The organism is Rugosimonospora acidiphila (genome assembly GCF_039543385.1).
GTDB lineage: Bacteria > Actinomycetota > Actinomycetes > Mycobacteriales > Micromonosporaceae > Rugosimonospora > Rugosimonospora acidiphila.
In genome coordinates, this window is the sequence record NZ_BAABJQ010000036.1 from 60,744 (window position 1) to 83,672 (window position 22,929).

The 22,929-nt window shown below is 72.6% G+C and carries 18 protein-coding genes; 8 read left to right on the top strand and 10 right to left on the bottom strand.

Annotation, left to right across the window (positions count from 1 at the left end; genetic code table 11):
* Positions 1-64 precede the first annotated feature (64 nt).
* Both ABEA87_RS37100 and qcrB read right to left on the bottom strand, forming a co-directional pair.
* The gene (locus tag ABEA87_RS37100) at positions 65-622 is read right to left on the bottom strand and encodes a hypothetical protein (RefSeq protein WP_345637885.1); all 558 of its coding nucleotides are present in this window, start codon (positions 620-622) and stop codon (positions 65-67) included.
* 65 nt (positions 623-687) lie between these two features.
* On the bottom strand, positions 688-2,340 hold the full coding sequence (gene qcrB / locus ABEA87_RS37105; protein ID WP_345637886.1) for a cytochrome bc1 complex cytochrome b subunit: 1,653 nt from the start codon (positions 2,338-2,340) through the stop codon (positions 688-690).
* Positions 2,341-2,457: 117 nt separating this feature from the next.
* Here qcrB and ctaD point away from each other — a divergent pair, with 117 nt between their 5' ends.
* Positions 2,458-4,134: an aa3-type cytochrome oxidase subunit I gene (gene ctaD / locus ABEA87_RS37110; protein WP_345637888.1), complete on the top strand. Its 1,677-nt coding sequence runs from the start codon at positions 2,458-2,460 to the stop codon at positions 4,132-4,134.
* 25 nt (positions 4,135-4,159) lie between these two features.
* Here the strand turns inward: ctaD and ABEA87_RS37115 are convergent, their stop codons facing one another.
* The 4 genes from ABEA87_RS37115 to ABEA87_RS37130 all read right to left on the bottom strand — a co-directional run bounded on the left by ABEA87_RS37115 (position 4,160) and on the right by ABEA87_RS37130 (position 6,279).
* Positions 4,160-4,582 carry a cytochrome c oxidase subunit 4 gene (locus ABEA87_RS37115; protein WP_345637890.1) on the bottom strand — a complete coding sequence of 141 codons (423 nt, stop codon included), beginning with the start codon at positions 4,580-4,582 and terminating at the stop codon, positions 4,160-4,162.
* 1 nt (position 4,583) lies between these two features.
* Positions 4,584-5,081 (bottom strand): hypothetical protein, encoded by a 498-nt coding sequence (locus ABEA87_RS37120; protein ID WP_345637892.1) that lies wholly within the window; start codon positions 5,079-5,081, stop codon positions 4,584-4,586.
* Between the two features lie 53 nt (positions 5,082-5,134).
* On the bottom strand, positions 5,135-5,578 hold the full coding sequence (locus ABEA87_RS37125; protein WP_345637894.1) for a phage holin family protein: 444 nt from the start codon (positions 5,576-5,578) through the stop codon (positions 5,135-5,137).
* A gap of 227 nt (positions 5,579-5,805) precedes the next feature.
* Positions 5,806-6,279 carry a response regulator gene (locus tag ABEA87_RS37130; protein WP_345637897.1) on the bottom strand — a complete coding sequence of 158 codons (474 nt, stop codon included), beginning with the start codon at positions 6,277-6,279 and terminating at the stop codon, positions 5,806-5,808.
* 257 nt (positions 6,280-6,536) lie between these two features.
* Here ABEA87_RS37130 and ABEA87_RS37135 point away from each other — a divergent pair, with 257 nt between their 5' ends.
* Positions 6,537-7,871, top strand: a complete 1,335-nt coding sequence (locus ABEA87_RS37135; RefSeq protein ID WP_345637899.1) for a glycoside hydrolase family 6 protein — start codon at positions 6,537-6,539, stop codon at positions 7,869-7,871.
* Positions 7,872-7,960: 89 nt separating this feature from the next.
* Here the strand turns inward: ABEA87_RS37135 and ABEA87_RS37140 are convergent, their stop codons facing one another.
* Together ABEA87_RS37140 and ABEA87_RS37145 are read right to left on the bottom strand one after the other, a co-directional pair.
* Positions 7,961-9,166, bottom strand: a complete 1,206-nt coding sequence (locus tag ABEA87_RS37140; RefSeq protein ID WP_345637901.1) for a DUF1444 domain-containing protein — start codon at positions 9,164-9,166, stop codon at positions 7,961-7,963.
* A gap of 32 nt (positions 9,167-9,198) precedes the next feature.
* Complete coding sequence (locus ABEA87_RS37145; protein ID WP_345637903.1) at positions 9,199-10,041, bottom strand: GH25 family lysozyme; 843 nt, start codon at positions 10,039-10,041, stop codon at positions 9,199-9,201.
* 420 nt (positions 10,042-10,461) lie between these two features.
* Here ABEA87_RS37145 and lanKC point away from each other — a divergent pair, with 420 nt between their 5' ends.
* The 4 genes from lanKC (at position 10,462) to ABEA87_RS37165 (ending at position 17,258) form a co-directional block, all read left to right on the top strand.
* Positions 10,462-13,401, top strand: a complete 2,940-nt coding sequence (gene lanKC, locus ABEA87_RS37150; protein ID WP_345637905.1) for a class III lanthionine synthetase LanKC — start codon at positions 10,462-10,464, stop codon at positions 13,399-13,401.
* A 31-nt stretch (positions 13,402-13,432) separates the two neighbouring features.
* The gene (locus ABEA87_RS37155; protein WP_345637907.1) at positions 13,433-13,582 is read left to right on the top strand and encodes a SapB/AmfS family lanthipeptide; all 150 of its coding nucleotides are present in this window, start codon (positions 13,433-13,435) and stop codon (positions 13,580-13,582) included.
* Between the two features lie 134 nt (positions 13,583-13,716).
* Positions 13,717-15,360: an ABC transporter ATP-binding protein gene (locus ABEA87_RS37160; protein ID WP_345637909.1), complete on the top strand. Its 1,644-nt coding sequence runs from the start codon at positions 13,717-13,719 to the stop codon at positions 15,358-15,360.
* Complete coding sequence (locus ABEA87_RS37165; protein ID WP_345637911.1) at positions 15,357-17,258, top strand: ABC transporter ATP-binding protein; 1,902 nt, start codon at positions 15,357-15,359, stop codon at positions 17,256-17,258. Before ABEA87_RS37160 ends, ABEA87_RS37165 begins: the two co-directional genes overlap by 4 nt.
* On the opposite strand, the gene ABEA87_RS37170 is transcribed toward ABEA87_RS37165, so the two are convergent.
* The gene (locus ABEA87_RS37170; RefSeq protein WP_345637912.1) at positions 17,237-17,815 is read right to left on the bottom strand and encodes a response regulator transcription factor; all 579 of its coding nucleotides are present in this window, start codon (positions 17,813-17,815) and stop codon (positions 17,237-17,239) included. The genes ABEA87_RS37165 and ABEA87_RS37170 overlap by 22 nt on opposite strands.
* A 464-nt stretch (positions 17,816-18,279) precedes the next feature.
* On the opposite strand from ABEA87_RS37170, the gene ABEA87_RS37175 reads away from it, so the two are divergent.
* Both ABEA87_RS37175 and ABEA87_RS37180 read left to right on the top strand, forming a co-directional pair.
* Positions 18,280-18,783, top strand: coding sequence for a DinB family protein (locus ABEA87_RS37175; protein ID WP_345637914.1), 504 nt, complete (start codon positions 18,280-18,282; stop codon positions 18,781-18,783).
* Between the two features lie 510 nt (positions 18,784-19,293).
* Complete coding sequence (locus ABEA87_RS37180) at positions 19,294-22,197, top strand: M36 family metallopeptidase (RefSeq protein ID WP_345637916.1); 2,904 nt, start codon at positions 19,294-19,296, stop codon at positions 22,195-22,197.
* Positions 22,198-22,537: 340 nt separating this feature from the next.
* On the opposite strand, the gene ABEA87_RS37185 is transcribed toward ABEA87_RS37180, so the two are convergent.
* A partial coding sequence (locus ABEA87_RS37185; protein WP_345637918.1) for a hypothetical protein occupies positions 22,538-22,929 on the bottom strand: 392 nt, incomplete at its 5' end.

Below are 22,929 nucleotides of genomic sequence, written 5' to 3' on the forward strand. Positions count from 1 at the left end.
ATCGTCCGTCACGGTGGCCGATATTTCATCACGCCAGGCCGGCCGCCGCCACCTCGCCGCTCGGTCAGGGGGTACCGGACAGCGCCGGAGACTCGCCCAGCACCGTCAGGTGCCGGTACAGCATGGTCTGCACCGCGTCATCGGGGATACCCGCCTCGCGGGCCCGCGCCATCGACCAGCGGTAGCGCAGGTGCACGTCGAGCTGCGTGTACACGCCGTCGGGCGTGACGCTGAACCGCAGCGTGCCCTCGTGCGGCAGCGGCGGATCCTCGGTCCGCCAGGACAGCAGCAGCTCGGGCACGTCGCCGGTGATCCGGACGGTGGTGGCGATGGGCGGGTGCCCGGGGCCGGTCTGGACCCAGACGAACTCGCTCTCGGACAGGGTCTCGATCGACACCGTGGGGCCGAGCGCCTCCGCCAGGCGGGGGAGATCCCGGAGCAGGTCGTAGACCTCCTCGCGCGGCTGGGCCACGACCAGCACGCCGGTGGTGTCGCGCTGCTCGGGCCGGCCCTCGTCGCGCCACTCCTGGTTGCCGCGGCGCGCACCGCGCACGGCGGCGATCACGGCCGCGACGCCGAAGGCGGCGCCGGCGGCCCGCAGGGCGTACCGGGTTACGTTCACCGTGACCGGATACCCCGTGCGAGGCCCGGCCACGCCGCTGGGCCGGCGTTTTTCCTTCGGCGAGTTCACCGCCCCTCCGGCGCGTCGACGCCGGACAGTTGGGCGCCCGCCGGCTGTGCGCTGGTCGGCTGCGCGGGCGGCGGCTCGAACTCGGGCGGCTGCGGCGGCTCGGGGTGCCCGTCGGCCAGCGGCACGAAGAAACCGAGCACGCTCTTGCGAATGCGCAGCACCTCGTTCGGGCGCTTGGGCACCACCCAGTCCGCGTACGCCAGCCGGCCGTGGCCGTGCTCGTCCACCGGGCCGATCGGCTGGCGCAGCTCGACGTACCGGCCGTCGGCGGTGCGGCGGATCAGGCCGGTCTCGATGCCCTCGTGCAGCACCATGCGGTCGTGCTGCTGCAGGTTCAGGGCCAGCCGGTTGGCCGTGTAGAACGCCAGCGGCGGTAGCAGCAGGATCGCGAAGCGCCCGGCCCACACCAGCGCGTTGAGGTCGATGTGGAATTTCAGCGCGAAGGTGTCGTCGGCGGCCCAGCAGGCGAGCACCAGGTAGAACGTCAGCGCCATGGCACCCAGCGCGGTGCGGCCGGGCGCGTCCCGGGGCCGGGCCGCCAACTGGTGCGGCTGGTGCTCGCCGGTGACCAGTCGCTCCAGCCACGGGTAGCCGAACGAGAGCATGGCCAGCAGTCCGGGCAGCACCACGGCCGGCCAGAACGGCGCGGGCACCGTGTAACCGAACGCGCGGATGTCCCACGCCGGGAACAACCGCATGGCGCCCTCCAGAAACCAGACGTACCAGTCGGGTTGGGCGTTCGCGGTGACCACGTTGGCCTCGTACGGGCCCCACAGCCAGACCGGGTTGATCTGCGCCACGCCGCCCAGCAGGGTGATGGCCGCGAACACGAACACGGCCAGCCCGGTGCTGCTGATCGCGAAGTTGGGCACCATGCGGGTACCCACGACATTGTGCCGGGTGTGGTCGGGCCGGTGCCACTGCGTGTGTTTCTGCATGACGATCAGTCCGAGGTGGACGCTGATCAGGGCGAGCAGGGCGCCCGGGATGAGGAACACGTGCGCGATGTAGAGCCGGGACAGGATCAGGGTTCCCGGGAACTCCCCGCCGAACAGGCTGGTGGACAGCCAGGACCCGGCCACCGGGATGCTCAGCATGATGGAGTCCGCGATGCGTAGGCCGGTTCCGGACAGCCCGTCGTCGGGCAGCGAGTAGCCGCAGAACCCTTCCATGAAGCCGAGCCAGAACAGGCTCAACCCGATCAGCCAGTTCAGGTCGCGGGGCTTGCGGAACACGCCGGTGAAGAAGATCCGCAACATGTGCACGATGATCGCGGCCATGAACAGGTTGGCCGCCCAGTGGTGCATCTGGCGCAGCAGCAGCCCGCCCCGCACGTCGAAGGAGATGTCCAGAGTGGACCGGTAGGCCGCGGTCATCGGGATGTCGCGCAGCGGCGCGTAGCTGCCGTGGTAGGTGGTCTGCGCGAGGGACGGGTCGAAGAAGAACGCGAGCAGGGTTCCGGTCAGCAGCAGCATGACGAACGAGTACAGGGCGATCTCGCCCAGCATGAACGACCAGTGGTCGGGGAAGACCTTGTTGATGGTCCGGCGCAGCGGCGTGGCGACCCGGAACCGGTCCTCCGCCGCGATGCTGGCCTCGACGGCGCGTCGCGACCGGGTGGGTCGCAGCCCCAGTAGCGAGCCCAGCATTCCTCACCCCCTGTCGGTGGCGGCGTGGTACCCGCCCGTACGGGCGGAAAACGCCGATCCGGCGAGCCTTGCCGGGCGCGCCGTTTGGCCAGGGCAGCGGTGGGGTAGCCGGCCGGGATGGACACGCAGCCCCCCACGATGGAAGCGGCGCGCCCGGTTCCCCGACCCTCGGCCCCGACGCGCCGGCGATCGGTCAACCGCGCCCCGCGGGGCAGCGTGTTCGGTGGCCTGCTGCGCACCACCGACGCCAAGCAGATCGGGCTGCTGTACCTGACCACCGCCTTCGGGTTCTTCATCGTCGGCGGTGCGATGGCCATGCTGATGCGCGGCGAACTGGCCCGGCCGGGGCTGCAGTACCTGTCGCTGGAGCAGTACAACGAGCTGCTCACCGAGCACGGCACGATCATGCTGCTGCTGTTCGCCACGCCGATCCTGTTCGCGTTCGCCAACTACATCGTGCCGCTGCAGATCGGCGCGCCGGACGTGGCCTTCCCCCGGCTCAACGCGTTCGCCTACTGGCTGTACCTGTTCGGTGGGGTCATCGTGGTCGGCGCGTTCCTGGTACCGGAGGGGGCGCCGGGCTTCGGCTGGACCGGGTACACGCCGCTGTCGCAGGTGGCGAACACGCCGGGCCCGGGCGCCAACCTCTGGATCGTCGGACTGGTCGTCTCGGGCCTGGGCACCATCCTCGCCGCGGTCAACATCACCACCACGATCATCACGCTGCGGGCACCCGGGATGATGATGTTCCGGATGCCGATCTTCACCTGGAACATCCTGATCACCTCCATCATGGTCCTGATGGCCTTCCCGGTCCTGGCCGCCGCGCTGCTGGCCCTGCTCGCCGACCGGATCCTGGGCGCGCACATCTACGACGCGGAGGTCAACGGGCCGATCCTGTGGCAGCACCTGTTCTGGTTCTTCGGCCATCCGGAGGTCTACATCGTGGCGCTGCCCTTCTTCGGCATCGTCACCGAGGTCATCCCGGTGTTCAGCCGCAAGGCGCTGTTCGGCTACAAGGGCATGGTCGCGGCTACCATCGCCATCGCCTCGCTGTCGATGACGGTGTGGGCGCACCACATGTTCTCCACCGGGCAGGTGCTGCTGCCGTTCTTCTCGTTTCTCTCCTACCTGATCGCGATCCCCACCGGCATCAAGTTCTTCAACTGGATAGGCACCATGTGGAAGGGGCAGCTGACCTTCGAGACGCCGATGATGTTCGCCCTCGGCTTCCTGGCCACGTTCCTGCTCGGCGGCCTGTCCGGGGTGCTGCTGGCCTCGCCCCCGGTGGACTGGCACGTGACCGACACGTACTTCGTGGTGGCCCACTTCCACTACGTGCTGTTCGGCACCATCGTGTTCGCGGTCTACGCCGGCGTGTACTTCTGGTTCCCCAAGATGACCGGCCGGATGCTCGATGACCGGCTGGGCCACGTGCATTTCTGGCTCACCTTCATCGGCTTCCACGGCACCTTCCTGGTGCAGCACTGGCTCGGTGCCAAGGGCATGCCGCGCCGGTACGCGAACTACCTGCCCACCGACGGGTTCACCACGCTCAACACGGTCTCGACCGTGGGCGCGTTCATCCTCGGCGCGTCGATCCTGCCGTTCCTGTACAACGTGTGGAAGTCCTACCGGTTCGGCGACCGGGTCACCGTGGACGACCCCTGGGGTTTCGGCAACGGGCTGGAGTGGGCCACCACGTGCCCCCCGCCGCTGCGCAACTTCACCCAGCTTCCGCGCATCCACTCGGAGCGGCCGGCGTTCGAACTCCGGTACGGCCGCCGGCCGTGACCGCGGCCCACTCCGCGACCCGGCCCTAGTCCTCGACCGGACCTCGCTCCTTCACCAGGTAGTACTCGAACAGCAGGCCGCCGGCGGTCAGCAGGATGGCCAGCGCCCCGACCACGAACAGCCACCACTGCTCCATGGCCAGGCCGATCGCGCTGACCGCGACCGCCAGGCCCAGGCCCAGCGGCCAGTAGCTGGCCGGGCTGAAGAAGCCGATGTCCCCGGCGCCCTCGGCCATCTCGGCGTCGCGGTCCTCCGGTCGGGGCGCGATGCGCCGCGCCACGAACGCGAAGTACATGCCGACCAGCGCGGCGAGCGTCGCGGCCAGCAGCAGCTCCACGGTGCCGACCCACTCCACCTTGGAGATCTTGTCGGTCCACCACGCGTACGTGCCGGCGCACAGGTACAGGAAGGCGGCCACCACGTTGAACACCGATGACTCGGTGCGCATGTCAGCCTCCCGGTCGGGTCGGCGCGGAGCCCAGCCGCCGGACCGCGGGGCGCAGCAGGCCCGGCCGGGCGACCAGGACCACTCCGGCCGCCACCCCGGCAACGATATGGCCCAGCCACGCCACCCCGGGCGAGAAGCCGTGCGCCCCCACCGAATCGAGTTTCGGCCAGACGATGTAGTCGCCGATGATCCAGGCCGCGTTGGTGTACACGGCGGCGCCGAGCACCGTCGCCGGTGCCGGTAGGCCGGCGCCGTACGCCAGCGCGGCGAACGGCACGATCATCACTATGCCGGCGGCGAGCACGATCGCCAGGCCCACAGCGGTGGCCGGGGCGCTGAATCCGCTGCCGGTGGGTGCGCCGCGCCAGGCGAGGTGCGCGATCAGGTTGACCGGGTGCCACGGCCCGTGGCGGTTCATCCCGTACGAGCCGATGACCCAGCAGGCGAAGCCGGCCGCCGCCGCCACCCCGGCGGCCGGCACTCGGACCGAATAGCGCATGTCGCGCCCACCCTTCCGGCGGCCGGCCGGTGTGCGGTCCGCCGCCGCGCGGCCTACGCGTTGGCGCGGGGCCGGTACGCCCGTCGCAGTTGACCGGTGAACCGGTGCCCGAGCAGCGACAGTTGGCTGGTGGCCTGGTCGGTCAGCCGCTCGGCCCCGCCGCCGGCCGCGCGCAGTTCCCGCACGCCGGCCGTGACGGTACCGGCGGCCACGCCGAGGTAGCCGGCGCTCAGCACGGCCGCCGCCCATCGGGGCGAGAGCCTGGTCTCCAGCGTGCGCAGCACGGACGTGGACGCCATCGCCACGGCCAGCGCCGCCGCCACGCCCCCGGCGACCAGCAGGGCGGTTCCGCTGGCCGCGCCGGCCAGGGTGCTCAGCGTGTCGTCGCGCAGGGAGGCCGCCTCCTGCCGGCCGACGGCCGCGAAGTCGTTGGCCAACCGGGCCACCGGCTCGGTGTCGGCTCCGGCCGCCACCTGGGCGGTACGCCGTTCGCTCATCGCCGTGACCGCCTCACGATCGCACCCCGTTCCCAGCGAGCCGCTCGACACCGCGGCGGCCGGCCTGCGCGTTTTTGCCCGTCCGGGCACATTGTCGCCGGTCGGCGCGCCGGCCGTCCCGGGCGCGGGGCAGACCCGTGCGGACATTCACCGGAACGGGTGCGCCGGCCGCGCGGGGAACCGGACGGTCGGGCGGAATCCGCGGGGCCGGCCGGGGCGGGGCGGGGTCAGGCCCGCGGCTGCTCGCCCTTGCCGCGGTCGAGCGAGGCGACCGTGCCGAAGAACTCGTGAATCTTGGCGAGGGCGCCCTGGAAGTCGTTGTAGTCGATCGCCTTGGTGACGAAGGCGTTCGCGTACGCGTCGTAGCTGCGGGCGATGTCCTCGGCGGCCGAGGAGGTGGTGAACACGATGACCGGGATCGCCTTCCACGGCGAATCGGGGGCCTTGATGACCTGCAGCAACTCCCGGCCATCCATCCGGGGCATGTTCAGGTCCAGCAGGATCAGGTCGGGTCGGGGAGCGGCCCGGAAGCCGTTCTCGCGGCGCAGGTACTGCAGCGCGACGATCCCGTCGGGCACCCGGTGCAGGTCGCCGGGCAGGGCCTGGTCGAGGAAATACTCCTCGACCAGCGCGACGTCCGCGTCGTCGTCTTCGACCAACAGGACATTCAGCGTCGGTGCGGCAAGGGCTGCGGCGGCCATGGCGCGTCCTCCTCTCCCTCGACCGGTGACCAATGAGCGGTGACCGACGATATCGAACACCTGCACTGTAACCGCGACCGGGCGCCGGCGACGGGGTCGCACGATGCCCGCCGCGGGTTGCGCCGCGCTCGGCACGCTCAAACCGTCCGGATGTTGACAGCGCGTGGCGCGGTCTTCGAAGCTGTGCGGTGGGAGCGCTTCCATACCCCCTCTACCCGAGACCGGCACCCGCCGCCGGCTCGAACGAAGGAGACCATGTGCGTACCCCGACACGACGCCCGAGAAGCCGGCTGCTGGCGACCGCCCTCGCGGCCTGCCTCGGCGCGGCGCTGACCGGTGCCGCGGTGGCCGGCCCGGCGGTGATCGGCGCGACCGGCGCGGCCTGGGCCGGCTCGCCCGCGGGCGGCCGGACCCTCGGCCCGACAACCAGGTTCTACGTTGACCCCGACAGCGAGGCGGCCCACCAGGCGATCACCGACCTGACCCACGGCGACCTCCCCGACGCCGCCGCGATGGCCCGGCTCGCCACCTGGCCCGAGGCGGCCTGGTTCACCACCGGCACCCCGGCTCAGGTCAAGGATCAGGTACGCACGCTGGTGCGGCACGCGGCGGCCCAGCGCGCCGTGCCGGTACTGGTCGCGTACGACATCCCGCTGCGCGACTGCTCGCAGTACTCGGCGGGCGGCGCCCAGTCCGACGCCGACTACCAGGCCTGGATCTCGGCGTTCGCTGGTGGCCTGGGCAACGGTAAGGCGGTGGTGATCCTGGAGCCCGACGCGCTGGCGAACCTGCCGTCGGACTGCGGCCCGACCACCGACCCGACCGGCGCGATCAGCGCGGCCCGCATCGCCGACATCCGGTACGCCGTTGGCGTGCTGGAGGCCCGGCCGGGCACCTCCGTGTACCTCGACGCGGGGCACAGCCAGTGGCACGCCGTGGGCGACATGGCGGCCCGGCTGATCCAGGCCGGCGTGGCGCAGGCCCAGGGCTTCTTCCTCAACGTGTCGAACTTCGAACCGACCGACCAGATCGACGAGTACGGCACCTGGATCTCGCAGTGCATCTGGTTCGCCACCCTCGGGCCGTCCTGGGCGGCCGGCCACACCGACTACTGCGCCAGCCAGTACTACTCGGGTGCGGCGCCCAACGACGGCGCGCCCGGCGACGCCGTGTCGCCCACCGATCCGAGCACGTGGCACTGGACCGACGCCTGGTACGCGCAGAACGTCGGCACCCCGCCGCCCTCACAGCTGACCCACTTCGTGGCGGACACCAGCCGCAACGGGCAGGGCCACTGGGTGCCGCCCGCCGGCAAGTACGCCGGCGATCCGCAGGTCTGGTGCAACCCGCCCGGCCGGGGCGTCGGTGCCCGCCCGACCGCCGCCACCGGCGTGCCCCTGGTCGACGCGTACCTGTACGTGAAGACCATCGGCGAGTCGGACGGCCAGTGCAACCGGAGCGTCCCCGGCGGCACGGTCGACCCCGAGTACGGAATCGTCGATCCGGCGGCCGGCGCCTGGTGGCCGGCCCTGGCGCACACCCTCGCGCGCAACGCCACCCCGGCGCTGACCATCAACCCGCACCTGTTCTGATCCGCGAGTTCTGATCCGCGAGTTCTGATCCGCGAGTTCTGGTCCGCGAAGTGCGGGGGCCCCGACCGGTCGGGGCCCCCGCGCCCGGCCTACCCGGCCGCGCGCTCCCGCAGGTCGTCCATCACCTCGGGCGGCGGCCAGTGGCCCACCCGGTACCGCGCCGGCACCAGTAGCGGTTCCGGCCGCAAGTCGACCAGTTCGGCGACGGCCTGCCACGGGATCCGGGGGCCCGCGACGTCATTTCGCACGAACACGATGAACTGCGCCTCGGGCAGCAGCGACGTGATGCCGTCGGTCCAGGTGGCCACGGTGAACGGCGCCTCGTCCGGCCACGCGACGGCCAGCAGTTGCGCGACGAACACGTCCAGCCCGGCCCGCTCGTACTGCTGGGTGAGCCACTTCGTCTGCGCGCCGTACTCCGTCGCGGCCAGCAGGACCTGGTTGCGCCGGGCGGCCGCGTGATCGGGGTGGTCGGCGGGCGGCGTGTACGGGACCACCCGGCCGCCGGTGCCGGGCACGTACCCGACCGGGGACAGCCCGCGCACCGCCTCGCCGTACTCCCGCTCCGCCCGCTCGTACAGCGAACTCAGTCCGGTCTCGGGCACGCCGCGCAGCAGCACGGTATTGGTGTCCGGCACGAACGCCACGACCGGCGCGCCCATCCGCTCGGACACCTCGGCGAGCCAGCCGGGCGCCAGCAGCAGCGAGGTGAAGTAGGCATCGCCGGTGTCGACCATCCGGACCAACGTGTTGGGATCGTCCGGCCAGTCGCGGCGCAGCGATGCGCGGGCGATCCGCTCGAGGTTGGCGTGCGCCGCGTCGAAGACCTCGTCGGCGCTCACCCCCCACGCGTCCAGCCGGGCGGGTGCGACATAGGCCATCGACTCCGGGTGGTCGATGACGACGAGTTCGCGCAGGTGCGGCAGGGCCGAGCGGGAGATCGGCGGTACCACCCCGGTCACGCCGGCCTGACCGAACGTCGCCGGGCGCAGTACGGGGCGCAGCTTCGGGCGCACCGAGTCCCAGCCCTCGTCCGCCTGCGGCTCGGTGAGGATGCGGATGAGCCGGTCGATGCGCTCCTTCCGTTCGGCGCGCCCGGAACCCTGGCACTCACTGTACACATTGGACAGATAGATCCAGATCGGCTCGTGGCCGCCGGGGCGCCGTACCGTGATCGCGAATGCTTCCCGGTCGTACCGGGCGTCCTGGACACCCGGCGTGCGCCGCGCGATCCGCAGCGTGTCGTTGGCGAACCTGTCCCGTGGCGATCCGATGAACCGGTCCAGAATTCCCATGCGCGCACGCTAGCCGATCGATACCCGTGGCGCTAACCAGCGGTTCCCGGGGGCCAGGCCAGGCCACGCAGGCCGGCCGCGCCACCCTTGACCACGTCCCGGTCGTGGTCGTCGAGCTTGCTCGGATCGCCCGGCGCGTACTGCCAGAGGGTCAGCGCCGTCCACCCGGCCGGCAGCGTGGGCGCCCTCGTCGTGTTGTACGCGGCCAGGTCCAGCGGGTACGCGCCGAACGACGGATCGTTGCCGGTGCACGGGTCCCACCAGTACGTGTTGGTGTAGATCATCGGCTTGCGGCCGATGCCCGCCTCGATCCGGCCGATGAACGCGTGGATCCAGTCCCGCATCTGGGTGGGGTCGAGGTTGTAGCACCGGTCGGTTCGAATGCCGGCATAGGGCCATTCCAGGTCGATGAACGGCACCAGGGTGGTGGCGTCGCGGGCGAACTTCGCGTGGCGCAGGAAGAAATCGGCCTGCCCGATGGGGTCGCCGTGGTCCGGGCGGGCGTACACGTACGCGCCGACGTAGCGGCCCGCGTCCCGGGCGGCGGAGTAATCGGCCACGAAGTACGGGTTCAGGTAGGTGCTGCCCTCGGTGGCCTTGATGTACACGAACTGGCTGCCGGCCGCCACCTCGGTGGGCCACTGCACGGTGAAGTGCTGGTGGTCATGGCTGGACAGGTCGATGCCCCCGACCGGGTACCCGACGGGTCGGCCGGCCCTGATCGCGTCCACCACCCCGGTCGGCACCGGCGGCGGGGCGGGCCGGTGGACGGGTGGCGCGGAGCCGGCGGCCCACACGGGGCTGACCAGCAGCGCGAGCAGCAGCCCGGTGACCCGTCTTCGGCGCGGCGAGCGCATCATCCACAGCAGGGACATCGGTCCAGTGTGCCCGACCGGGCACCCGCGCCATGGCCAGCGACCCGCCGGCGATGAGTACTGCCACAGTGGCCGGCGCCACGCCCACCGACCGCTGGGGGGCTTCGCCCGGATAGTCGCGGATAGCCCGAACTTCCGGAACCTGCGCATCGCCCGCGACGGCTACCGGCGCGGGCTCAAGCCCGACGGTCGCCGGTGCGCCGCGTGGCATCGCGTTGTTCGTCGCGATACCGGTGCTCATCCGGGGGGTGCGCGGTGCCGGGTCCGCACCGGACGTGGGAAACGCATGATCTGGACGTGACTATCGCAGTCGCGCAACAGTCCGTTCCTCACGCGCAACGATGACATCGCACACTGGGGCGGCGTCCGCGCCCCGGCCACGATGTACGTACATCGGCCGGGCGCTGGAGGTTGACGGGATTGAGCGAGCGATACGAAGCGTTCTGTATGGCTCATCCGCTGTTCTACGACGCCTTGCATTCGGAGGGTTCCGCCAGGAAATTGTTCCCCACCGCCGACCGGCCCCTGCCGGAAGGGTGGCGGCGGGCGGTGCAGAATGACTGGCTGGTATTCGCTCCGGCCGACTCTCGGTTGCCCCTGCAGGGCTGGAAGATTCACGTTTCCGCGACCCTGGGCAACGCCGTCCGGGTGCTCGACACCACCTGGGACTACTGCGTGTCGCGGGGCATCGAGTTCAAGTTCCTGCGGTCGGAGTCCGCGCTGTGGCTGCGCAGTTCCAAGTACGCGCCGCGCGGGTACAGCGGCAAGCTGGTCACCATCTACCCGCGTGACGACCAGTCCTGCGAGCGGATCCTGCGGGAACTCGGCGCCATCCTGGACGGTGAGCCGGGGCCCTACATCCTCAGCGACCTGCGCTGGCAGGACGGGCCGCTGCACGTGCGCTACGGCGGGTTCGCGCCGCGGCACTGCGTCGACGAGTCCGGCGAGGTGGTGCTCGCGATCGCCGACGGCACCGGCACGCTCGTGCCGGACCGGCGTGACCCGGTGTTCCGCGTGCCGCCCTGGCTGTCCCTGCCCGACTTCCTCGCGTCGGCGCTGGCCGGCCGCAACGCGGTGACGGTGTCGGACATCCCGTACCAGATCGAAGGCGTGCTGCACTTCTCCAACGGCGGCGGCCTGTACCTGGCCCGGGACACCCGGGACGGCAAGCAGGTCGTCCTCAAGGAGGCCCGGCCGTACGCCGGCCTGGACGGCACCGGCACGGACGCCGTGACGCGGGCGGCCCGGGAGTTCGAGGTCCTCACCCGCCTGGCCGGCGTGCCGGCGGTACCCCGGGCGTACGACTTCTTCACCCTGGGCGACCACCGGTTCCTGGCGATGGAGTACATCGACGGCCGGCCGCTGCACCAGGCGCTGGTGCCGCGCTACCCCATGGTCGACGTGGGCGCCGGGCCCGAGGAGTACGCCGGCTACGTGGACTGGGCGCTGGGCGTGTACGGGCAGGTCGAGGCCGCCGTGCTGGACATGCACGAGCGCGGGGTGGTCTACGGCGACCTGCACCCGTTCAACATCATGATCCGCGAGGACGAGACCGTGGCGCTGCTCGACTTCGAGGTCGCCTCGTTCGTCGAACAGGACGCCCGGCCGGCGCTGGGCAACCAGGGCTTCGCCGCCCCGGCCGGGACGACCGGCGTCGACGCCGACCGATACGCGCTGGCCTGCCTGCGGCTCTCGCTGTTCCTGCCGATCACCCCCATCCTGTGGCTGGCCCGGTCGAAGGCCGATCACCTGGCCGAGGTGATCGGCCGGCACTTCCCGGTCCCGGCCGAGTTCCTCTCCCACGCGGTCGAGGTGATCGCCGCCGCGGAGCTGCGCCGGCTGGCCGGCGAGGTCCCACCGGCCGCCGCCAGGGTGGCGGCCGGCCCAGCAACCCCCGCCCGGACGATCCCCGCCCAGGCAATCCCCGCCCAGACAATCCCCGCACAGACTGGCGCGCCGGAGGACCACCTCGCCGCGCCCGCGTCCGTGCGCGCGCCTGTCCCCGCCGGCGCGCGCACGGACGCACCAACCGTCCCACCCCTGAACTCCCCCGCCGGTCCCGTGGTTCCCGTGTCCGTGCCCGCCACCACGCCGGGGGACACCCCGGTCGGGCGGGCCGCCGGGGCAGGGGAGGCCGGCCCACGGCCGGCGGGGGCTCACTCGAACGCCGTCGCGCCGGGGCAGGCCCCGCCGGCGGGCGGCCCGGACCCGATGTTGGACGCGGGGGACTGGCCGGGCATCCGGGCCCGGCTGGCCCGCGCCATCCTGGCCAGCGCGACCCCCGACCGCAGCGACCGGCTGTTCCCCGGCGACATCGAGGGGTTCCGCCTCGGCGGGCTGGGGCTGGCATACGGCGCGGCGGGCGTGCTGTACAGCCTGTCCGTCACCGGGGCCGGCCGCCACCCCGAGCACGAGCAGTGGCTGCTGCGACAGGTCAAGCAGCCGCCGCCGGGCACCATGATGGGCCTGTACGACGGCCTGCACGGCGCCGTGTTCGCCCTGGACCACCTCGGGTACCGCGCGGAGGCACTGGACGCGCTGGACATGTGCCTCAGCGACGGGTGGCAGGGCCTGGGCCTGGACCTGTTCGGCGGGCTGTCCGGCATCGGGCTCAACCTGGCCCACCTCGCCGACCGCACCGGCGACGCGGCCCTGCGCTCGGCCGCCGCCCGGGCCGCCGAACTGGTCGCCGCGCGCCTCGGCGACGAGGAGTCGGTGCTGACCACCAGCGGCCACCCGCACCCGTACGCGGGGCTGATGCGCGGTTCGTCCGGCCCGGCGCTGCTGCTGATCAGGACGTACGACCGCACCGGCGACGACGCGTACCTCGACCTGGCCGCCGTCGCGCTGCGCCAGGACCTGCGCCGGTGCGTGGTACGCGGCAACGGCGTGCTGGAGGTCAACGAGGGTTGGCGGACCCTGCCGTACCTGGCGGCCGGCAGCGTGGGCGTGGGCATCGCGCTGGGCGAGTACCTGGCCCGCCGCTTCGACGAGAGGTTCGACCGGGCCAGCCGGTCCATCCTCGGCGCGGCACGCTCGCCGCTGTACGTCCAGCCGGGGATCTTCGGCGGCCGGGCCGGCATCCTGCTCTACCTGACCGGGCGCGCCGCGGCGCCGGGTACCGACCCGGACGTGTACGACCAGCTCGACCGGTTGTCCTGGCACGCGCTGCCCTACGCCGGCGGCCTCGCGTTCCCCGGCGACCAGCTGCTGCGCCTGTCGATGGACCTGGCCACCGGTACCGCCGGTGTACTCCTGGCCGCCGGCGCGGCCCTGCACGGACAGCCCGTTCACCTCCCGTTGCTGCCCCGTGCCGGCTGGCCCGGTCCGCAAGCTCCCGCGCCAACGGGGCGCGGGTAGGTGGAAACGTCCCACGAAAGGAGCCATTCACATGGCGCTTCTCGATCTGCAAGGCATGGAGCCGGTCGCGCCGCAGGGCCACGGCGGCGGTGGTGGCGGTGGCGGCGGTGGCGCGCACGCCAGCAGCGCCAGCCTGCTGATCTGCCTGGCCAGCTCGTTGAGCCTGGTGACCTGCATCTGAGATCACCACGGGTAGAGCGGTCCCGGGCGGCCGACGATGTCCGCCCGGGACCGCGTTCGCGGCAAAGCGTTCACGGTCCCAGTGCTCACGGCTCGGGAGCGGATGTTCCGGGCACGCATGGACGGGAGCGCGGGGTGACGGCGGTTCGGGCGGTGGTCCGCCGGGGCGGCGCCTGGCTGCCGCTGATCGCCTGCACCGCGCTCGCGGGTACGGCGTGCGACCTGGCCCTGCCGGCCGCTCTCGGCCGCGCCGTTGACGCCGTCGTCGCGCACTCCGGCACCGCCGGTTGGCTGCGGCTGTGCGCCGGCCTGATCGCGCTGAGCGTCGGCTGCGACCTCGTCATGACATACGCGAGCGCGGTGTGCGTCGCCGACACCACCGCGTGGCTGCGCCGGCGGCTGGTCCGCCACCTGCTCGCGGTCGGCCCCCGCACCGGGCTGGACACCGGGGACCTGGTCTCCCGGGTGACCTCGAACGCCGCGGACGCGGCGCTGGCCGGCCCCAGCCTGCTGTCGGTGGCCACCGGGATCGTGCCGCCGATCGGCAGCGTGGTGCTGCTCGCGCTCATCGACCCCTGGCTGGCTGCGGCGTTCCTGGCCGGGCTGGCGCTGGTGGCGGTGATGCTGCGGACCTTCACCCGGCACACAGCCGACGTGCTCACCCGCTACCAGCGGGTTCAGGGCCGGCTGGCCGCGCGGCTGGCCGAGTCGCTGTCCGGGGTGCGCACCATCGCGGCGGCCGGCACCGTCGACCGGGAGGCGGCGCGGGTGCTGGAGCCGCTGCCGGAGCTGCGCGAGCAGGGCGCGCTGACCTGGCGCGTGCTGTCCCGCGCCAGCGCGCAGGCCGGCATCATCGGGCCCCTGGTCGAGGTGGCGGTGCTGACCGCCGGCGGGCTGGCGCTGGCCACCGGGCGAATCAGCGCGGGCGGCCTGTTCGCGGCCAGCCGGTACGCGGCCATGGGCGCCGGCCTCGGCGCGCTGACCTCGGTGCTCGGCCAGCTCGCCCGGGCCCGGGCGGGCAACCACCGGGCCGCCGAGGTGCTCGCGCTGCCGACGGTGCCGTACGGCAACGCCAGCCTGCCCGACGGGCCGGGCACGGTGCGCTTCCGGCAGGTCAGCGTCCGGGCCGGCGACACCCTGCTGCTGGACGGCGTCGACCTCACCGTGCCGGGCGGCGCGGCGGTGGCCGTGGTGGGCCGCTCCGGGGCCGGCAAGTCGGTACTCGTCGCGCTCGCCGCCCGGCTACGGGAACCGGATGCGGGCTCGGTGCTGCTCGACGGCGTACCGCTGGTGCGGCTGAGCCACGCCGCTCTGCGCGCGGCGGTCAGCTGCGCCTTCGAGCGGCCGGTACTGGTCGGTGAGCGCATCGCCGACGCCGTGGGCCTAGGCAGCGAACCGGCCGAGGTACGGGCGGCGGCCCGCGCCACCCACGCGCACGACTTCGTCAGCCGGTTGCCGGCCGGCTACGACACCCCGCTGGCCGAGGCGCCGATGTCCGGTGGCGAGAACCAGCGCCTCGGGCTGGCCCGGTCCTGGCGGGCCGGTCGGCTGCTGATCCTGGACGACGCGACGTCCAGCGTGGACATGGTCACCGAGATGCAGATCAGCCGGACGCTCACCGAGGACCATGGCCGGCGTACCCGGCTGATCGTCACGCACCGCCCGGCCACGGCCGCCCGGGCCGATCTGGTGGTGTGGCTCGACTCCGGCCGGGTGCGGGCGATCGGGTCGCACGAGCGGCTGTGGGACGACCCGCGGTACCGAGCGGTGTTCCAGTGAGGCGCGCGCTGCGCTTCGGCGTGGCCTCGCTACGCCGCCGGCCCCTGATCGCCCTCGCCGCCTGGTCGCTTCCGGAGGCGCTACCCGCCACGGTCTCCGGCCTGGCCGTGGCGCACGCGGTCGACGCCGGTTTCCTGGCCGGCCGGCCGCTGGTCGGGCTGGCCTGGCTGGCGGTGCTGCTGGTGGCGGCCGGCGTCGGCGCGCTCGGCGCCCGGCAGGGGTACCGCCGGCTGGGTGAGGTCGTCGAGCCGTTCCGCGACGACCTGGTCCGCCGGGTCGTGCGTGGCGCGCTGCGCCGCGGCGCGGCCGGCCGGCCCGACGACGGCGCGGTGGCCCGGCTGACCCACCAGGTGGAGATCGTCCGGGACGCGTACGCCGGCCTGATCGTGGTGCTGCGCAGCTTCGCCATCATCGTGGTCGGCGCGCTGGTCGGGCTGCTGTCCCTGGCGCCGGTGATCCTCCTGCTGGTGGCGCCGCCGTTCCTGCTCGGGGTGGGCGCGTTCTCGCTGACCCTGGGCCTGGCCGCCGCCCGCCAGCGCGATTATGTCCGGGCCGACGAGCGGCTGGCGCAGCGCGCCGGTGCGGTGCTGGCCGGCACCCGCGACGTGGTCGCCTGCGGCGCCGAGCAGCAGGCGACCGACCTGGTGGCGGCCCCGGTCGCCGAACAGGCGGCGGCCGAGCGCGCGATCGCCCGGGTCCAGGCGCTGCGCACGGTGTGCTACGCGGTGGGCGGGTGGCTGCCGCTGATCCTCGTGCTCGCCGCCGGTCCCTGGCTGGTCGGCCGGGGGCTGACCGCCGGGCAGATCATGGGCGGGCTGCTGTACGTGCTGAGCGGGCTGCAGCCCGCGCTGGGCACGGTGGTGCAGAGCCTGAGCGGGAGCGGGCTGAGGTTCGTGGTGGTACTGGACCGCATCCTCGACGCCACTGGGGCGGAAGCGCCGCCGGCCGAGCAGTCGCCGGGCCGCGAGTCGCCGGCCGAGGCGCCACCAGCCGAGCAGTCGCCGGCGGGGGAGCCGGGCGACGGGTACGACGTGCGGCTGCGGGGGATCACCTACGGGTACGGGCCGCACGCCGAACCGGTCCTGCGCGACCTGCATCTGGACGTGCCCGCGGGCGATCACCTCGCCGTCGTCGGGCCCAGCGGGATCGGCAAGTCCACGCTGGCCGGGATCGTGTGCGGGCTGCTGCGGCCGGACGGCGGGGCGGTCACGCTCGGCGGTACCCCGGTCGGCGAGTTGTCCGGGCAGCGCCTGGCGGGCGTGCGCGTGCTGATCCCACAGGAGGCGTACGTGTTCGCCGGCACGGTCCAGGAGAACCTGACCTACCTGTGCCCGGACGCACCACCGGAGCGGATCGAGGCCGCCGTCGACGTGATCGGCGCGCGGGAGTTGGTGGACACGCTCGGCGGGCTGGGCGCCCCGCTGGCTCCGGACGAGCTGTCGGCCGGCCAGCGGCAACTGGTCAGCCTGGTGCGCGCGTACCTGTCCCCGGCGCCGATCGCGGTGCTGGACGAGGCGACCTGCCACCTCGATCCGGCGGCGGAGCGCCGGGCGGAGGAGGCGTTCGCCGCCCGGGGCGGCACGCTCATCGTGATCGCCCACCGGATCAGCTCGGCGCTGCGGGCCCGCCGCATCCTGGTGCTGGACGGCGCGACTCAGGTGGTGGGCGACCACGAGGCCCTGCTGTCGGCCTGCCCGCTGTACCGGGAACTGCTCGGCTACTGGGACTCCGGCGTCGGCGCGAACGCCGCCCCGCGCCAGCCTGCCGCGCCCGCGCCCACCGCGTCCGCGCCTGCCGGGGCCGCGATGCCCGTGCCCGCGTCCGCGCAGGTGGAGATCGAGTCCGCGGACGCCGCGCCCGCCGAGGTCCAGCCCGCTCAGATCCAGCCGGCCTCGTGAGCGATGCGGATGGCCTCGATCCGCGTGCGGGCCCCGGTCTTGGTGATGCTGCTGGACAGGTAGTTGCGCACGGTGCCGGAGCTGAGGAACAGCTCGGCGGCGATCTCCTTGACCGGGATTCCGTTGGCGGCCCGGCGCAGCACGTCGCGTTCCCGCTGGGTCAGCGGGCTGTTGCCGTAGGTCAGGGCGACGACCGTGAGCCTGGCGTCGAGTACCGGCCGCCCGAGGGCGATCTGCCGGATGCCGTCGATGAGCTCCGAGGGTGTTGCCTCCTCGGTGAGGATGCCGACCCGGGGTACCAGCCGGGTGAGGATCTCCAGCATCGTGGCGCTCGAACGCCGGTCCAGCAGCGCGAGTACCGCACAGCCCGGTACCGACTCGCACAGCTTCGCGCACATCTCGCTGACCGTCAGCGGGCCGGGCAGCGCGTGGTCGAGCACGACGACGCCCGGTCGCATCCGCGCCGCGGCGCTGAATACCGTCTCGGCGTCGGCCAACTCCGCGACGACCTGCAGGTCTTCCTCTTCCGATAAGAGTTTCGCGAGCGCAGCGCGCACTAATGTCCCTTGCTGCCCCAACAGGATCCGGATCAACGCGCCACCCTTTGTTCGCCAGGCCGTTCTACTGCCCCGGACCATCGCCGCGCGCGACACAATTAGCTGAAACTGAATACGAATAGTCGGCGCATCGCGATAGGGCCGGGGACCCGCAAGAGCCATCGCCTTCGGTCGACTAAACGTTACCGGAGGATTACTCGCGGCTGTCATGTCGGTCGCGGTCGGAGCGCTCGTCACGGACGAATTTACGCGGGAAGATCGCACTGCCGAAATTGGTTACGGTTGCACTAACCCCAATAATGTCGCCTTTCTGACACCGATGAGGGTGAATCACACGGTCGATTCCGGGATCGCGGACCCAATTCCCGACCCGGCGGCTCGAATAGCGGTCATCGGCGGGCCCGGCCAGCGGTTTTCCGCCAGGCGGGGAGACGGCGAGGCGGGCCGCGTGCAAGGGTCTGCGGATGGACCTGGAAAAGCGAATCCTGCTCCGATTTCTCGACGCACAGCGCGACCGCGTGCCGGTCATCCTCGACGGGCTGCCCGCCGCCGCCCTGCGCCGGCCGGTCCTGCCGTCCGGCTGGAGTTGCCTGGACCTGGTGCACCATCTCGCGCTGGAGGAGCGGCTGTGGTTGCGGGGCATCGTCGGTGGGCAGCCGGTGGCGCTTCCGGAGTCGGCCGACGACGACCGCGCCGAGTGGCGGGTGGACGCCGCGGCGACCCCCGAGGAGGTGCTCGGCCTCTACCGCGACGAGATCGCGCGCGCCAACGCGGTCCTCGAGGCGGTCTCGCTGGACGCGCCGCCACGGCGGCTGTTCTCGCGCTGGCCGGACTGGCACATCCGCGACGTGCGCTGGGTGGTGCTGCACCTGATCGAGGAGACCGCTCGGCACCTCGGGCACCTGGACGTGGCCCGTGAGCTTCTCGACGGGCGCACCGGCCTGGCGCAGGACCGCACCGGCGCCTGATCGTCGCGGCAGCCGATCATCACGGCGGCTGATCACGACGGCGGAAAGCTCCGGCGGAAAGCCCCGGCCAGGCTGGCCGCTCCGCTCGACCGGCCGGGGCTCCCCTTCCGTCGCAAGCCGGACAACCTATCTTCCTAGGATGCCTTAGGGGGAGTGGCCCACGTCACCCCGGGAGCCCGGCCACGGGGGAGATCCGCCCAACCCATAGTGGTTTGTGGATGTTTCCCGGTGAACCGCCGAAGGTCCGCCGTTTCGCCGGTCGGCGCACGTATCGCGTCGGGCGCCTGTCCGGACCGTGATCCTTGCGCTGCCCGGCGTCGTCTGTTATTCACAGAGACCACGGGCGTAATCATCCATATCGATCTTTCGATCATCCGTCACCGGGTCGGCTCCGCCCGTTCGCCGCCGCCGCGTTCGTCGGCCGGCGGCCCGGCCCGGTACCCAGGTCAGCTCCGCCCGAGAACGTGTTGATGCCCCAAGGAGGTGGCTCACGTGTACAGACGTGGCTGGATGGCAAGGCGTAGATCGCGGCGCGGCACGGTGTACCTTGCCGTGACCGCGATGGTGGCGGCCGGACTGGCAGGCGCCGGCACCCCGGCGGCGCACGCCGCTCCGCCCAAGGGGCCGGTGGCCGCGCCGGCCGCGGGCCTGATGGGCGAGGACCGCGCGCCGCGAGATGAGGACAACCGGGCCGGCGTCGCCGCGCCCGACACCGCACAACGATCGATGGCCAGCCGGTTGGGGGCGGTGCCCTGGAACTCCCTGGGCACCCCGCGCACCCTGGGCCCGTCGCCGAGCCTGGCGACCGGGCTGGCCGCCGACCCCGAAACGGCGGCCCGCCAGTACCTGACCCAGAATCATGACCTGTTCGGCTTCGACGCGGCGACCGTCGCGACCATGGACACGGTGCTCGTCCAGGCCATCGGCGACGCCACGGTGGTCCAGTTGCGCCAGCGCTTCGGCGACCTGCCGGCCGGCCACGACGGGCTGGTCTCCATCCTGGTCTCCGGTGGCTCGGTGCTCCGGGTGACCTCGTCGCTGTCCCGCGATACCAGCGCGCCGCAGCCGGCCACGCTGTCCGCCTCGGACGCCGTGAACGCCGCCCTGCGCGACGCCGGCCTGACCGCCGATCAGATCGAGTCGCCCGACGTCCGGGAGGTGGCGGTACCCACGCCGGCCGAGGGACCCCGGGCGGCGTACATGGTGAGCCTGATCTCCACGAACACCGACGCGCCGACCGCCTACACGACGTACGTCGACGCGCGCACCGGCGGCGTGCTGGTACGCGAGGACCTGGTCGACTTCGACTCCGACAACCCCACCTGGGCGGTGTTCCCGGCCACCCCGCCGCGGACGATCCCGACCGGCACCGATCCACGCGTGCACTGGTGCCTGAACTGGCAGCCGGGCTGCGTGAAGACGGTCAGCGACCCGGCCAGCGGGCAGGCGTGGGACGTCGACCTGACCACCGGTGCCCCGACCCTGACCACGACCGGCAACTCCTCCAACGACGTGGTGCGCTGGTCCGGCGCGAGTACCGCGGTCAACGCCACGCCGAGCCCGACGCGCGACTACACCTACCCGTTCACCGACCAGTGGCAGAAGGCCAAGTGCGACCCGGCCGGGTTCACCTCGGCCCAGCGCAACGACGCCGACGCGGCCGCGGCGAACCTGTTCGCGATGCACAACCGGATGCACGACTTCGCCTACCACCTGGGCTTCACGGATGCGACCTGGAACCTGCAGATGGTCAACCTCAGCGGGGCCGGCGCGGGTGGGGACGCCGAGCAGGGCCGGGCGCAGTCGGCCGCGCTGACCGGTAGCCGCAACAACGCCAACCAGTCCACGGGGCCCGACGGATCGCCGCCGACCAGCAACATGTTCCTGTGGCAGCCGCAGGCCGGCTCGGCGTACCCGCCGTGCGTCGACGGCGACTACGACATGACGGTGATCGGGCACGAGTACACCCACGCCATCACGAACCGGATGATCGCCGGCCCGGACACCGGCATCAGCTCCTCGCAGGGCGGTGCCATGGGCGAGGCCTGGGGCGACCTGACGGCGGTGGAGTACCTGGCCGAGAACGGCCTGCGCGCGCCGGGCAACACCCCCTTCGTGGAGGGGGCGTACGTGACCGGCAACAACGTCACCGGCATCCGCGACTACGACGGCAGCCGCAGCCCGCTGAACTACTCGGACATCGGCTTCGACCTGACCGGTCCCGAGGTGCACGCGGACGGCGAGATCTGGGTCGCGACCAACCTGCGGGTCCGCGACGCGTTCGTCAAGCGGTACGGCAGCGGGAACGCCGCCACCCAGCTCAAGTGCGCCCAGGGCACGATCCCGGTGACGGCCTGCCCCGGCAACCGGCGCTGGATCCAGCTCATGTTCGACTCGTTCCTGCTGGAGGCGGACGGGCAGTTCAGCATGCTCGACATGCGAGACAACATGCTGGCCGCCGACCAGGCCCGGTTCCACGGTGCCGACCAGGCGCTGATCTGGGGTGCGTTCGCGACCTCCGGCATGGGCGCCGACGCCGTGTCGGGCCCGAACGACACGGACCCGACGCCCAGCTTCGCCTCCCCGTACGCCAAGAACGTCACGGTCACCCTGAAGCCCAGGGGCGACGCCGCCAAGGCGCCGGTGCGGCTGTACGTGGGCGACTACGAGGCGCGGGCCGTACCGGTGGCGGACACCGACCCGGCCACGCCGATCCCGGACACGTTCCAGATCGTGCCGGACACGTCCTTCGACCTCACCGTCACGGCACCCGGCTTCGGCACGGAGAAGTTCAAGCAGTCCTTCCACGGCAGGAGCCAGGACCTCAAGCTGGATCTGGACCGCAACCTGGCATCCAGCGCGTCGGGGGCGATCGTCTCCGGTGACGGGGTCAACCTCGACAAGGTCGTCGACGACACCGAGGCGACGGACTGGGCGTCGCTGGACGGCGTGGCCGGTAAGCAGATCACGGTGGCGCTGGCCGGCAAGCGCCCGCAGACGATCAAGCGGGTCAACGTCAGCGCGCTGCTGCGCCCGCCGGCCGCCGGCGACGTGGACCCGGCCACCCAGAACCGGTTCTCCGCGCTGCGTTCGTTCGCGATCCTCGCCTGCGACGACACCCGGTCCGACTGCTCCACGGACGCGGGCTACCACCAGGTGTACCGCAGCGCGCCGGACGCGTTCCCGGCGGCGGCGTTCCGGCCGACCGCGCCGGAGCTGAACCTGAGGTCGTTCGACATCAAGCCGACCAAGGCCACGCACCTGCGGCTGAAGGTGTTGGCGAGCCAGTGCACCGGCGGTCCGCTGTACGCCGGTGAGCAGGACAACGACCCGAACACCACGACCGACTGCACGACGGGCAGCCCGGCGGCGGCGCAGGTACGCGTCGCCGAGTTCCAGGCGTTCGCCCACTGATCGCGGGCTCGTCGCGCCGCCGGGGCCGGTAACCTCCTCACCGACCCCGGCGGCCGGCGGCCCGTCACGGACCCGGCCGCGGCCGGGCCGACGTCCACACAGCTGACCTGGGCTGAGCCGTACATTCGATGGCCGCTCGTATTCGCGGTGCCGGCTGCGGGTCGAGCGGCTCGAATGCCTCGCGTGAGTCGCGTGAGTGACAGCCCGTGAATGTGGCCGGCGCCCAGACTCCCCGCGTGTCGCCAGCGACGGCAATGGTCGGGCTCATTCTCGGGCTGCTCCTCGGAGTGCCCGCGGGGTCCGCCTACGCGGTGGCCAGGCGCGGCCGGGCGGACCGGGATCAGGCCCGGCAGGCGGTCGCGCAGTTCGAGCGGGAGGCGCGTACCGCCCGGCGTACCGCGGCGGGCTGGGTGGCCCTCGCAGTGGTGGTGGTCGTGGTGTTCGCGTGCGCCCTGGGCGCCGCCGGGCGCGACCACGCCGAGCCCGCCGCCTGCGCCCCGACGTCCGCGCCGCCCCCGCACCGCGCCTCGACCCCGCACAGCGCCTCGACCCCGCGCGATGCCGCCACCCCTCGGGGAGGCTCACCCGCGCGGCGGAGTTCGGCGCCCTCACCGCGCCCGGCGGCGCGGCCCGGAGCGGCCACCCCCGACCGCCGCACGGCCGCGAACGGGTCCCCGCGCCCGTGCCGCCGGTGACGTGCGCGCCGGCGGCGCAGGCGCGGGAGGACACGCA